Genomic DNA, 13233 nt, shown 5'->3' with positions numbered 1-13233 from the left:
AGCACAGATAAGGACCTCGTGATGAAAAAATTAATCCCCATTTTTGCGTTGGCTTTAGCTTGCGCTGCGTGGGGGTCAACTTTTTTCATGGTAAAGGATCATGTGTTGACTGAGGTTCCGGCAGCCGACTTCCTGACTGTGCGCTTTGCGCTTGCGTCTGTAGTGGCGTGTCTGCTGTGGTTTCGAGAACTGCGTACGGCAGGTTGGAAGACTCTGGCGCTGGGCTTTGGGGCAGGGGTTCTTCACGGTTTGGGGCAACTGTCACAAACGTGGGGATTAAACATGACTACCGCCGCGACTTCAGGGTTCATCACTGCCATGTCTGTGGTCCTGGTACCTTTTGTGGCAATGATTCTGTTCCGGGAACACTTCAAACCGATTACCTGGCTCTGGATGTTGCTGGCTACGCTCGGTTTGGCGGCGCTTTCCTTGCGGGGATGGTCCTTCGGTCTGGGGGAGCTTATAACCCTGTTGGGAGCAGTGTTCTTTGCGGCTCACGTGGCCTCCCTCGGTGTGATTTCGCCGGGACGCTCGGCAGGAGCACTGGCGGCGATGCAGATGGTAGGACCCGCGGTGGTGAACGTGGTTCCGGCGCTATCGGATGGGGAACTTACCTTGCCACCCAACGCTATCGTCTGGGCTGACTTGGTTTATATGGCTCTGGTTTGTGCCCTGGGCACTCTGTTCGTCCAAACGTGGGCACAAGCGCGGATGTCCTCTACCGAGGCAGCTTTGATTATGGCGTGTGAACCGCTTTTTGCCACTCTCTTTTCGGTGGTGTTTAGCGGCGAAGCCTTGACCTGGCGGCTCCTGGTGGGTGGCAGCCTCATCATGGTGGCTATAGTGGCGGCTCAGCTGAGCGGGGTTCATCCCGACGAAGCTGAGCCAGTTCCGGTCAAAAACCACGAAGCTGCCCGAAAAACTGCGAATCTGACCGGAAAAACTGACAAAGTTAGAAGTAAAAAGAAAGTTGGCATGACATCATGACGAGCATTGATTTGGCTCTGATTCCGGGGGATGGCATCGGTCACGAGGTCGTTCCCGAGGCCGTGAAGGTTCTCAAAAAGGTCCTGGACGGGGCAGGCGTTGACTTGAAAACTACCCTCTACGATTTAGGGGCAGCACGGTACCATCGCGATGGGGTGGTTTTGGATGAAGCCACGGAACAATCCTTGCGCGGGCACGACGCAATTTTGCTGGGTGCAGTCGGTGATCCCTCCGTACAGTCTGGGGTGTTAGAGCGCGGGCTGCTGTTGAAGCTGCGTTTCGACTTTGACCACTATGTGAATTTGCGCCCTTCCAAATACTATCCGGGGGTGCCGACTCCGTTGGCGAATCCAGGCAACATTGATTTTGTGGTGGTGCGCGAAGGCACGGAAGGCCTGTACTGCGGCAACGGTGGGGTGTTGCGTCAGGGCACGCCACAAGAGATTGCTACCGAAGTGTCCGTGAACACTCGTCACGGCGTGGAACGTGTCGTGCGCTACGCTTTTGCCCAGGCTCAGTCCCGGCGCCAGCATCTGACTTACGTCCACAAGCACAATGTGCTGGTTAACGCCGGACACCTGTGGCGCCGCTGCGTGGAGGAAGTCGGGAAGGAATTTCCAGAAGTCAAAGTCGATTATTTGCACGTCGATGCTGCCACGATTTTCCTGGTTACGAACCCATCCCGGTTTGACGTGATTGTGACCGACAACCTGTTCGGTGACATCTTGACCGACGAAGCGGGAGCAGTCACCGGCGGTATTGGCTTGGCGGCATCGGGAAACATCAACCCGGAAAAAACTTTCCCGTCCATGTTTGAACCCGTCCACGGTTCCGCCCCAGACATCGCGGGTCAAGGCAAAGCCGACCCGACCGCCACTATTGCGAGCCTGGTATTGATGCTGAACCATCTGGACTATCCCCAGTTGGCAGCGCATATCCAACGCGCTATTGACGCGGACATGGCTCATCGTGCTGAAGCCTCTGCGACAGGAACTCCGCTAGCGCGTACTACCAGCGAAATTGGCGACGCCATAGCTGCCTATCTATAGGTCTAGTGACTGCCAATCCCCGTAAACGCTGAAAATCCTGGACATTACGTCCCCTAACCGACTTTTGCCTGTCAATAACCTAAAGAAAGAAGAACGACATGAGTAACCTCGAAGAACTTGCTAAAAAACCGTTGCCTGACGCTGACGAACTAGCGGGACGTTTCCCTGCCCAGCCACACGACCACAAGGCCACTGAATCCACCTACCAAGAGGTAATGGAAAAACTTGCCTTCGGTCAATCCTTTAGTGATTATATGGCGCACGCGCGGTGGACCAAGGACGGCGGCTGGCAAGAAAAAGACTTGCGTCCTTATGGACCACTGCCCGTGTATCCGGGAACCTCAGTGTTGCATTACGGTCAGGAGGTTTTTGAGGGATTAAAGGCGTACCGCCGCGCTGATGGCACGATTTGGCTGTTCCGTCCCGCTTTCAACGCAAACCGGTTCAATCAATCCGCACGCCGCATGGCGCTGCCGGAAATCCCGGTTGAGGACTTCGTGGGGTCTTGTGTGGATTTGGTGCGCGCCGACGCCCGCTGGGTTCCCGTCAAAGACGGCGCCACCCTGTACCTGCGTCCCTTTATGTACGCCTCGGAGTCTTTCCTGGGGGTACATCCGGCGCATGAGGTGACTTATCTCAATATCGGTTCGCCTTCGGGCTCTTATTTTAAAAATGGTTTTTCACCGGTGTCGATTTATGTATCGGAAGATTACCATCGTGCCGGACCGGGCGGTACCGGTGAAGCTAAGACTTCCGGTAACTATGCGGCATCTCTGCAACCTCAAGAGATTGCCGCAGAAAAGGGCTACGCGCAGGTGTGTTTCCTGGACGGAGAAACGAACACCTATATCGACGAGCTGGGGGGCATGAACGTCTTTGTGGTGTACCGTGACAGCAAGGTGGCAACTCCGCAGCTCAACGGGTGTATTTTGGAGGGCGGCACCCGCGGTGCGATTATTCAGGTTCTGGCTGACGAGGGCATTACTGTCAGTGAGGAACGTATCGCCCTGCACCAGCTGTTGGATGATATTCGCGCCGGTAAGGTCGCCGAGTTCCTGGCTTGCGGGACGGCCGCGGTCGTGACCCCGATTGGCAAACTCGGCGGGAAAGACTTTGAGTTGGAGGTTCCTACCGGTCCGATGACCAAGCACCTGCACGATGTCATCACCGGCATTCAGTGGGGACGCCGCGAGGACTCCCACGGCTGGTGTTACCGGGTGTCGTAGCCTAAAAGGTTGATATGGACAGTACCTTAGAGGTCGCATTTATTTCGCATTCTGGCGCCAGCCAGGGGAATATCCTGTCCGATTCCGAGAGACAGGAATTTGTCGAGCTATTTACTGGCTGGAGTGAAGAATGCTTGGACTTCGAGGAGAACCGGTGTGCCGCTTGGTACTACTATCCGGAGGAACCTTGGCCACGAGACATTCCTAACTTGCTTTCATGGGTTTATGTATCTTTCCCAGAATCGCAAAAGCCTCCGTTCGCGCTGCTGTTCGCGGCGATGTCGCATTGTGTGCGGCTGGTGAAGCCTGCCACCGTCGATGGAGTATTCATAAGGGTTGGTTCGTTTGAGTTTTCCCTCGGCAAGCAAATCGTGTCCTATGGGCAACCATCCGTTGAGACGAGTTCAGCAATGTCCCGGCTGCAGCGGTTCGTCGGTGAGGTTATTCCGCGGGTGATTTTTCCAGATGTCAGGGGAGAATCGTATCTCGAAATCATTGCAGAGAACTTCCGCAAGCCACAACAAGCGACGGTAACCATCGAATATGCCGACCAAAATGTTATACCATTTTGGGATATATTTTCCGAACTTGTCCAACATCAGGAAAAGCACATATTTTATGGTTCCGAAACCGCCTCATACAATCAGGCGGCGTCGAGCACACCACGTCAGACCAGCCCGAATTCGAGACAATCTGATTCACGACAGGTCAAAGTGGACGTTTGGAATCCCATAGTAATCGGCAGGCTAACGCGGATTATTTTCCAAGCCCTGCACTTAGCTCACATCTCGTATCCTCTAACCATGACCATTGAAAAATGCTAGCCCCTAGGCTACAACTAATGTTTTCGTGTCTGAGCTTATGGTAACGAAGTGTTTCCAGATAGAACGACGTCTATCTGGAAACCACAAAGTTAGCAATCAATTAAGAATGGGCAGCTGCCAGGGGTAGAGGTAGACCTGCTGGTTAGAGGCGGCTATAGCGCCACGGATGCTGTGCCACAAGGTCAGCACGAACACCGTCAGCCACAGAATCAGAGACAGCGGAATTAATATGATGGTAAAGAAAGCAATCCACCCGGCGATGCTGGCCAGCCACATGGTGACGTTGAAATTAAACGCTCCGGCAGCGGCAACGCGCACGGCTGGGGAACTGTCCTTTTTCACCAACCAGACGATGAGCGGTCCGAGGAAGGACAGCCAGCCTGCTGAAACCGCCATAGCGATAACTACCGAGAGATGAGCGAACATCGCCCACATACGTTCATTTTCTTTCACATATTTATTTTTCATGACACTGAGATTATCTGCAACCGGAAACCCGATTCTCTGATCCGGAATCATCTCCCCACCGACACCTTAAAAATAATTCGGAGGTTGGGGCTAGGCGCCAGGAAAAACCTGCTGGTGGCAGTCTATTGGGGAGGTGTTCCCGTCACGACACGCTGTTTCGGGGTGAGCCGTTTCTTGGGTAGCAGCGGCGCTTTGTCCCCTTCCAAGGTCAGCGGCCAAGCGTTGATCACAGCTTGCGCAAAGCGCCGGGAACGTTCGGAGTTTCCAATGGTGTTGTAGTGTACCCCGTCACCGGTGAGGAACCACTCGGGGCGGACATCCCGATCCCACGGATAGACCCACATATTGGGGTAGCGTTGCTGCTGGTGGTAAAGCTCTGCATTCCAAGCGTCCATAACATCCTTGGTGTACCACCGGGGCGACCCATTCGGGTTTACTACAGTCGTAATCCAGAGCACGGGGTAGTTCGGTCCGATGATGTCCATGGTGGTGCGAATATGAGTGTCGTAGTCGGTGCCGCCATAGACGTTCATATTCGCGGCATCGTTCGTTCCCAAAGCAATCACAAAGCATGAATCTTTATCAATCCCACCGGCGAGGATTTCGCGGATAGAGTCGTTACCGGACGGAAAATCCTTAAACCCCTGATTGGTGGCACGCGCCCCGAAGCTAGAGTTGGTAACCTTCGTGGCGCCGGTGTCCGCGTAGGTTTTCTCAGCATTGTCAGCCGGATTGAGCACTCCGGCATCGGTGAACATTGCCAGGGAGGTGGAATCTCCCACGTGAATGATTTGGTGGCATCGGGTGTGAGTCGCCGCGAGGGCGCGTGCCTGAGCCGCTTTACGTTCCCGTTCCGCTTGAGCCTTTGCCAGGGCTGCCTGTTTTGCCTCGAGCTGATTGTGATAGCTCGTAGCTGCATTGGTTGGCACGCCGACCAGGGCAAAGATGAGGAGGAAAGCGAGAGGGAAAGACCACAGAGCGCGGGGTAGGGAGCCTCTGCGAGCCAGCCACCGCCACAGAGGGACAAAGAAGCCGTTGCGACGAATGGGATCCTCGACCAGGGTCCAAGACAATGCAGCCAGACCAATGGTAGCTCCGATGATAATCAAGGCTCGGGCAAAGACCGGTATCACCTGCAGAGGCGTGTAAAGGAAAGCAATAAGTGGCATGTGCCACAGATACATGGCGTAAGACCTCTCCCCAATCCAGGCGAGGGGGCGGAGCGCAAAGAGCTGATATATCTGCGTGTAGCGGTTCGAGACAGCAAAGAGCAATGCCGCGGTAGCCAGCGAGAGAACCACCAGTAAGCCGTTGAACAAGGCTGGTGAAGAATCTGGAATAAAGAAATAAATGACCAGCACCGCGCCCAGACCGAGCCATCCCAAAGCTTCCGCCGGGTAGTTATCCCTTCGAGAGATGACCCTGCCGATGAGGGGGCGTGTCGCGCTGGGATCAGTGGGCTGAATCATCGCAATGGCGAGGATAGCCCCCACCAGCAGACCGCCCGCGCGAGTATCGGTGCCTTCATAAAGGCGGGTGGCATCCATGCCGAGAGAGTATCCGTATGCCAGCCACGCGAAGGAACCGACAGTGAGTATTGAGGTCAGGACCAGGAGGGGGATACGGCGACCGCGGCTGATGACCAAGAACAAGAGCAGCACCAGCGGCCAGAACAGATAGAACTGTTCCTCGACCGACAGCGACCACATATGCTCAAAGGGGCTCTGGGCGAACTGGTCAAAATAAGAATCGCCCCAGAAAATAGTGGCCCAGTTATTGACGTAGAAAATGGTGGTAAGCCCGCCGAGACGATAGTCCGACCAGTTTTCAGCTTTAAAAAACGGCGTGAGTGCCCAGATGACCAGCACCGTGAGGATGACTGCGGGCATTAAGCGGCGCAGGCGGCGCAGCCAAAAGGTTTTTAGCCCCAGGTTGCCGTGGTGATACCAAGAACGCATGAGGTTACCGGTGATGAGGTAACCCGAGATGGTAAAGAATACGCCCACACCAGCCAAGCCTCCGGGCATCCATTTGAAGCCGAGGTGATAGCAAATTACGCCGAGGACAGCGAGAGTTCTCAAGCCATCGATGCCTGGGTTATAGCGCGATTCATTACCTATTGGTTTCGGCATGGTAGTAGCAATAGTACTCTCTCAGGGACACGTAATTTAAATCAATGAAATTAATGCAGTGGAAATGGAGCTCAATTAATTTCTTGCGGGGGACTTTTGTAACATGGGTGCATGAAAACGACGACTCAGCCGATAGAGATATACGATACAACTTTGCGTGACGGTGCCCAGATGGAGGGCATTTCGCTGTCTGTAGCGGACAAGCTCAATATTGCCCAAGCCCTTGATGATTTAGGAGTTAGCTTTATTGAGGGCGGTTGGCCCGGTGCGATCCCGAAAGACACCGAGTTTTTTGCGCTGGCGTTGTCGAAACTGCAGCTGCGCCACGCGACTCTGGCGGTTTTCGGCGCCACCCGTAAGGTGGGAACTAAAGCCAGCGAGGATCCCCAGGTGCTAGCACTGCTAGAGTCCGGGGCGCCGGTGATTACCCTGGTGGCAAAATCCGATTTGCGCCATGTTACGGATGCTCTAAAAACTACCGGTCAAGAGAACTTAGCGATGGTGCGCGATACGGTGCAATTCCTGGTTAAGGAAGGTCGGCGTGTGTTCCTGGATGCCGAACATTACTTTGACGGCTTGACCCACGATGCCGACTACGGGCTGAAAGTGCTGAAAGCCGCCGGTGAAGCGGGTGCGGAAACGGTCGTGCTGTGCGACACCAACGGTGGCAATCTGCCCTCTAGCATCGGCGCGAAAGTCACGGAAGCCCGCGACTACCTGGATAAAAACGGCTTGACTCAGGTAAAAATCGGGATTCATACCCACAATGACACGGGGTGTGCCGTGGCGAACGCTATGGCTGCCATTGAAGCCGGGGCGGCGCAGGTCCAGGGCTGTGTGAACGGCTACGGGGAACGCACCGGTAACGCTGACATCCTCACCCTTGCCGGCAACATTGAAATCAAACTGGGTCGCCCCGCCCTGCTGAACGAAAAAGGTCTCGCGGAGCTGACACGCACTTCGCATCGCGTAGCAGAAATCACGAATCTACAGCCGTCTAAGCGACTGCCTTACGTGGGGGATTCTTCGTTTGCGCACAAGGCAGGTCTGCACGCTTCGGCTATCCGCGTGAATCCAGACTTGTATCAACACATTGATCCCACGACGGTCGGCAACGATATGCGGATGTTGGTTTCTGAGATGGCAGGACGGGCATCAGTGCAGCTGAAAGCCAAAGAGCTGGGCATTGACCTATCCGGGACACCCTACTTGACCGGTCGTGTTGTAGAAGCAGTGAAGGAAAAGGAGTCCCACGGTTACGTCTTTGATGCGGCTGACGCCTCCTTTGAGTTACTGGTGCGGGCACAAGGCGGGGACTTACCGACCTATTTCGAGGTCGAGACGTGGCGGACTTTGGTCCAGGCTGGTCGAGCGTCTCTCAGCGAAAACGGGGAAGCGGAAGCCGAAGCCACCGTCAAGCTGCGGACTCGTGACGGTCGCAAAATTGTCACCGGGGAAGGCAACGGTCCGGTCAACGCGCTGGATCACGCGCTGCGTCAGGCATTGTCCCAGACCTACCCGGACATCACGAATTTTGAACTCGTAGATTACAAAGTGCGGATTTTAGACACGACTTCCGGAACGGACGCGACCGTGCGGGTGCTGATTACCACCACGAACGGAGACATCCAATGGACCACTGTCGGGGTGGGTGAGGACGTGATTGAAGCATCCTGGGAAGCCCTCGTCGAGTCTCTGACCTGGGGCTTGATGCATCTCGGGGTGCGCCCGAAGGTGTAGTTCGAGAGGTTTTTTGCCCAATATTTCACAAGTTTCCCCGACCGGGTTTTCCGGTTGGGGAAACCTATTTTGGGTAAATTCGTTGCAATGGCACACAAAAAATGGGAAAAAGCCTAAAATGTTAGCGATGAACAGCGATTATGCTCTATGTAGGATGATTCGGTTTATCGGATACGGATACGTTTATGGAAGGCGGCGTTCTTAGATGTCGAAGAAAAAGGCGGCACCAGCACAGACTGGCGCTACCGTACAGGTCGGCGAGAGCCTGAAGACTGGCGGCAAAAAAATCTCTCTCGGGAAAAAGATGGTCCTTGTAAATACGTTTGCCGCTGTAGCAGCAGTTTTGCTGTTGATAGTGGAATGGATTGGGTTCGGCATTGCGAATGCAGACGTTTCCCAAAAAGCCTCTAACTCGCAGACGGCACAGGAAATCACCAAGTTAGCAGAGGAATGGCACTCCGCAGAATTCCTCTGGTCGCAAGGTACCTATACCGCTCTGCGCAACGATCCGAACGCGTTGCAGACTTTTGAGAAGTATCTCCAGGATTTGGATGCTTTCAATCAGCATGTGGAGAGTTTCCCCACGGACCAGCTTAAAGCTCAGAATCAAGCCACTTTCGATAACATAAAATCAGATGCGGCATCGCTGAATTCCATGTTGACACAGGTCAGCGGGTCCGCGACTTCTCTGGATAGCCTGCGCGGTGCCGTGGGCGCTAATGCGGAAAATATTCATAATGTTTCGACATCGATTAGCGATAACATCGGAACGTTGAGCGCGGATCTTGGCGTTCAAAACCAAGCCATCAGCGACAAAATAAAAATTGTTCAGCCTCTGATGGTGGCAGCGATTATCGTTGCCGGCGTGGTGATTTTGTTCGTTATGCTGCTGATGAACCTAAAGATGTCGCGTGGTTTTGTGAAATCTGCTCAAGAAAGCTCCGCAGCTTTGAATCAACTGTCCCGCAAAGACTTGGTTATTCACCCGGTTAAATATACAAATGATGAAATTGGGCGTCTGGCGGACAAGCTCGAGATTGCAGCCGAAAAGTTGCGTAACATTTTCGGTAAAACCGTGACAACAGCTGAAGAAGTACACACCACTACCCAAAAGATGGTGGGTGACGGTCATGACCTCATCGGCACTATTGAACAAGCCAGTAATGTGATTACCTCCGTCGCGGCTGCCGCCGAGCAAGTTTCTACCAGTATTGCCACGGTAGCGGCAGCTGCGGAAGAAATGGGAGCTTCGATTCGAGAAATTTCGTCAAACGCCAATGAGGCAGCCCGGGTTGCACAAGAAGCCACCGAAGTAGCGTCTCAGACAAACGAAACCGTAACTAAGCTGGGCGAATCTAGCCAAGAAATCGGTGAGGTTATCGAAACGATTACAGCGGTGGCGGAACAGACCAACCTGCTGGCTCTCAACGCTACTATTGAAGCCGCTCGTGCCGGAGATGCCGGTCGCGGATTCGCGGTCGTGGCTAGCGAAGTGAAGGACTTGGCGGCAGAAACTACTACAGCTACCGCTGATGTGGCCGCGCGAATTGAACAGATTCAAGTTGACACCAGTCAGGCGGTGGAAGCTATCAGCCAGATTAGTGACGTCATCGCTCAGATCAACGACTTCCAGGCGACTATTGCGGCGGCAGTGGAAGAGCAAACCGCTACCACTAATGAAATGACCAAGTCTATTTCGGAAGCGTCTTCCGGTTCTACCGAGATTGCAGCAAATATTAACGAGATAGCCCAAACTACCAACACCAGCGCCGATAACCTCCGTGATTCCGTCAGCAGGGCAGAAGGCGTGGTGGACCAGACACAAGATCTGAACCAGCAACTTAGCGAATTTACCTACCGGGAAGGACAGTGAGAAGTATGACTCAGACTAATCCGGTCACACAGCTAGGGGAGCAGGAAATGAAGACTCAATCGAATACCACGACGAAACCAGAAAAGGTATACAAGCGCACCACCCTGATGATGCGACTGTTTAGAGGAGCGTTGCCAGGATTTGTGGGAGTGCTCATCATCGGGATTGCCGCCCTCTTTACGGTGGTTCAGACCAACCACAGCACCACAGGGTATTTGAACGCATCTGCTAATGCGGAAACATTATCTTTGATGGAAGCCGAGACTCTCGAGATTGGTCAACATCAGTACGCGTACGCCCGTTCCATCTTGGAAGGCCACCCGGATGAGGAACAGGCTAAGAAGCTGGAAGCAGCCCAAGATGTGTTGGAAAAGAACCTCCAAAACATTATTGACACCACGCACTCCGATCAGGTTCGAGAGGCGACTCAGGAGATTATGAAATCTGCTGATAACCTGCGCGAGGTCATTGCCCAATCCACTTCCGAACTGCAATCCAATCAGGGACAGAATTCCGAAATCCTGAACACGGTCATTCCCCAAACTGTCAACGATATGGTTGCCCAGCAGGATAAATTGACATCGCTACTCAGCCAAGAAGTGAACCAGTCTCAAAAAGAGATGCATGAACAGCGCATCCAAGCGTCGATTTTCCAGATAGTATTTTTGGCTTTCTTGGCAGGTACGGCAGCAATATTCATGGGTAGAGTGCGCCATTCCATCACGAATTCCGTAGAATCTGTGGAAACCGTGGTGAAAGGCTTGTCCCAAGGCGACCTGACGCGTCGCGCAGTCATTAATTCCAATGATGAGCTGGCAGACATGTCACGGGCAGTGAACCTTTCCAACACCACCTTGCAAGAGGCATTTGGGGCAGCGGCGCGTACTTCCGAGACGGTCCGTTCCGAGTCGGAAACAGTGGTCAACCTGACTTCCCAGACTGCCAAAGCAGCAGCTGATTCGGCATTACAAGCCAATGCGGTTGCGGGGGCGGCGGAACAGGTTTCCTTTAATGTCCAGACCGTTGCCGCGGGCGCAGAAGAGATGGGCTCGGCTATCCGGGAGATTTCGTCCAATGCCAACGAGGCAGCGCGAGTCGCCCAGGAGGCTACCGCCGCCGCTGAGGCGACCACCCAGACTGTTGAAAAACTGGGCAGATCATCGAAGGAAATTGATGACGTCATCCACACCATCACCGCTATTGCGGAGCAAACTAACCTGCTGGCACTCAACGCCACCATTGAGGCAGCGCGCGCCGGAGAAGCGGGCAAAGGCTTTGCGGTAGTCGCTGGCGAGGTCAAGGATTTGGCTGCGGAAACGGCTAAAGCCACGGACAACGTCACGGGACGGATTGCCAAGATTCAAGAGGACACGGATTCCGCCGTGAGGGCCATCCGACGCATCTCCGAGATTATTTCTCAAATTAACGACTTCCAAACCACCATTGCCGCTGCGGTCGAGGAACAGACTGCCACCACTAATGAGATGGCGCGTTCCGTGACGGAGGCAGCCTCCGGTTCTTCCACGATTGCCACGAACATAGGTCAGTTTGCCGGCGCCGCCAGCCAAGCGATAGAACCGTTGAATGCTCTAGCGACGACCGCTTCGGATTTGCAGTCCAAAGCGGAGGCTTTACGCGATGAACTGGGCAAATTCAAATATGAATAAATGCGGCTGAATGGTCCTCTCGATCCGCGACACAACTCAATACTGAGATGAAAGCTCACGCTGGTGCCCTCCTATGGCTTAAACTTTAGATGTATATCTTCTCTTGTTGCCAAAGGAGGGCATCGACGTGATTGGTTCGGTCCAGGAGTTCGCTCGCCTGTGTACTTCGGATGATGAAGAGGACTTCATGCGGGCAATGACGGACGTGGCGCCGACTTTCATCTGGGAGGAGATCATTCGCACCCGCCCGGATTTGGCTGAGTATGTGGCGCAATCACAGAATTTGCCCGACACCGTGTTTGAAACGATTGCACTATTTGCCCCGTGGCGGGCTCGTTACCTGGTCGCGATGCAGGAACGCACTCCCGCTTATGTGCTCGCTAAACTCGCCAAGGACGGCGATAGTCGGGTGCAAAAGGCGGCGGTCGCTAATGAACTGACACCGTTGAAAGTCATTGCTGAACTGCGTAAAGATGCGAACGAGGAAATTGCCCAGTTGGCGAGTCTGGCGTGGACCGAGCGGGCAGAAAAACGTGCCGGCAAGCATTCCGGGCGTCCCGAGGTCACGTGGGATGTCCCTCAACCGCCGGGAAACGCTGAATCTGAGAACGGCGAGGTATCTCGTTACAAGTCATATTTTGACGAACTGTGTGCGCAACGCGGACTGACTGAGAACGAAGTCGTGCGCGGGTTTGATCCTCGTGACCCCCAATTACCGCTGGCGCCAGAAGAGCCGTGGGTAGTCGCTCCTTGGGGCGAAGAGGGATACGTGGTAGGTTCGCAGCGTGGTGCCGAGTTCGCCGCCTACGAAGTGCTGCCTGACTTGGAATCGGCAGTATCCCTGGTCGCTCGATTGGTGCGGGAAAAACCAGAAACTGGTGAATTGCCGGTCAACGCTGCCGAGCGTGGTCACCGCACCGCCATCGGAATTGATGCCCGCACGATTTCCCGCGGGGGGAAACCTGGCTCGAATGAGCTGCGTCCCGGTGATCTCTTGGATTGCTTTGACGATGACAAAGCCCAGTTCTTGTTTGCACTGGGCACCCCCTTGGCGCAGCGGGGAATTAGCTTAAAGAACGAGAAGCCCTACCGGGTTTTTGAAGTCATGGCACCTCTGCCCCTGGCAGTTTTAGAGGGGCTTACCGCGAAAACTGCCAGCAATCCGGGGGGCGGGGCAATAGTGGTTTTGGATAAGCCCCTGCGCTGGTACCTCGATCACAACTTCCTGCGTGAACTGCGCTAATTTCTCATATTGAGACAGCAATTT

10 protein-coding genes are annotated in these 13233 nt (G+C 54.3%); 8 read left to right on the top strand and 2 right to left on the bottom strand.

The window, feature by feature from the left end; translation table 11 throughout:
• The first annotated feature begins 21 nt into the window (after window positions 1–21).
• From HMPREF0576_RS04470 to HMPREF0576_RS04455, 4 genes are all read left to right on the top strand, one after another.
• Window positions 22–987 (top strand): DMT family transporter, encoded by a 966-nt coding sequence (locus HMPREF0576_RS04470; RefSeq protein WP_004010868.1) that lies wholly within the window; start codon window positions 22–24, stop codon window positions 985–987.
• Window positions 984–2036, top strand: a complete 1053-nt coding sequence (locus HMPREF0576_RS04465; RefSeq protein WP_004010867.1) for a 3-isopropylmalate dehydrogenase — start codon at window positions 984–986, stop codon at window positions 2034–2036. Before HMPREF0576_RS04470 ends, HMPREF0576_RS04465 begins: the two co-directional genes overlap by 4 nt.
• A 98-nt stretch (window positions 2037–2134) precedes the next feature.
• Complete coding sequence (locus tag HMPREF0576_RS04460) at window positions 2135–3262, top strand: branched-chain amino acid aminotransferase (RefSeq protein ID WP_004010866.1); 1128 nt, start codon at window positions 2135–2137, stop codon at window positions 3260–3262.
• 14 nt (window positions 3263–3276) lie between these two features.
• Window positions 3277–4086, top strand: coding sequence for a hypothetical protein (locus HMPREF0576_RS04455; RefSeq protein ID WP_004010865.1), 810 nt, complete (start codon window positions 3277–3279; stop codon window positions 4084–4086).
• Between the two features lie 96 nt (window positions 4087–4182).
• On the opposite strand, the gene HMPREF0576_RS04450 is transcribed toward HMPREF0576_RS04455, so the two are convergent.
• Window positions 4183–4539, bottom strand: coding sequence for a DUF4870 domain-containing protein (locus HMPREF0576_RS04450; protein ID WP_245527332.1), 357 nt, complete (start codon window positions 4537–4539; stop codon window positions 4183–4185).
• A gap of 137 nt (window positions 4540–4676) precedes the next feature.
• Window positions 4677–6686, bottom strand: coding sequence for an acyltransferase family protein (locus HMPREF0576_RS04445; RefSeq protein ID WP_004010863.1), 2010 nt, complete (start codon window positions 6684–6686; stop codon window positions 4677–4679).
• 111 nt (window positions 6687–6797) lie between these two features.
• On the opposite strand from HMPREF0576_RS04445, the gene cimA reads away from it, so the two are divergent.
• The 4 genes from cimA to HMPREF0576_RS04425 all read left to right on the top strand — a co-directional run bounded on the left by cimA (window position 6798) and on the right by HMPREF0576_RS04425 (window position 13209).
• Entirely contained in the window at window positions 6798–8426 is a 1629-nt protein-coding gene (gene cimA / locus HMPREF0576_RS04440) for a citramalate synthase (RefSeq protein ID WP_004010862.1), read from the top strand.
• 205 nt (window positions 8427–8631) lie between these two features.
• Window positions 8632–10299 carry a methyl-accepting chemotaxis protein gene (locus tag HMPREF0576_RS04435; RefSeq protein ID WP_004007004.1) on the top strand — a complete coding sequence of 556 codons (1668 nt, stop codon included), beginning with the start codon at window positions 8632–8634 and terminating at the stop codon, window positions 10297–10299.
• Window positions 10300–10304: 5 nt separating this feature from the next.
• Window positions 10305–11966 carry a methyl-accepting chemotaxis protein gene (locus tag HMPREF0576_RS04430; RefSeq protein WP_004010861.1) on the top strand — a complete coding sequence of 554 codons (1662 nt, stop codon included), beginning with the start codon at window positions 10305–10307 and terminating at the stop codon, window positions 11964–11966.
• Between the two features lie 103 nt (window positions 11967–12069).
• Window positions 12070–13209, top strand: coding sequence for a TNT domain-containing protein (locus HMPREF0576_RS04425; protein WP_004010860.1), 1140 nt, complete (start codon window positions 12070–12072; stop codon window positions 13207–13209).
• Window positions 13210–13233 lie beyond the last annotated feature (24 nt).

Source organism: Mobiluncus holmesii ATCC 35242 (genome assembly GCF_000185445.1).
Classification (GTDB): Bacteria; Actinomycetota; Actinomycetes; order Actinomycetales; family Actinomycetaceae; genus Mobiluncus; species Mobiluncus curtisii.
Note: the sequence above shows the minus strand (reverse complement) of the source record. Positions and strands in the feature narration are given on the sequence as shown.

Coding starts and splice junctions, on each gene's coding strand:
- HMPREF0576_RS04460 (WP_004010866.1), top strand. CDS start 2,135: ATGAGTAACCTCGAAGAACTTGCTAAAAAACCGTTGCCTGACGCTGAC.
- cimA (WP_004010862.1), top strand. CDS start 6,798: ATGAAAACGACGACTCAGCCGATAGAGATATACGATACAACTTTGCGT.
- HMPREF0576_RS04455 (WP_004010865.1), top strand. CDS start 3,277: ATGGACAGTACCTTAGAGGTCGCATTTATTTCGCATTCTGGCGCCAGC.
- HMPREF0576_RS04430 (WP_004010861.1), top strand. CDS start 10,305: ATGACTCAGACTAATCCGGTCACACAGCTAGGGGAGCAGGAAATGAAG.
- HMPREF0576_RS04435 (WP_004007004.1), top strand. CDS start 8,632: ATGTCGAAGAAAAAGGCGGCACCAGCACAGACTGGCGCTACCGTACAG.
- HMPREF0576_RS04470 (WP_004010868.1), top strand. CDS start 22: ATGAAAAAATTAATCCCCATTTTTGCGTTGGCTTTAGCTTGCGCTGCG.
- HMPREF0576_RS04445 (WP_004010863.1), bottom strand. CDS start 6,686: ATGCCGAAACCAATAGGTAATGAATCGCGCTATAACCCAGGCATCGAT.
- HMPREF0576_RS04465 (WP_004010867.1), top strand. CDS start 984: ATGACGAGCATTGATTTGGCTCTGATTCCGGGGGATGGCATCGGTCAC.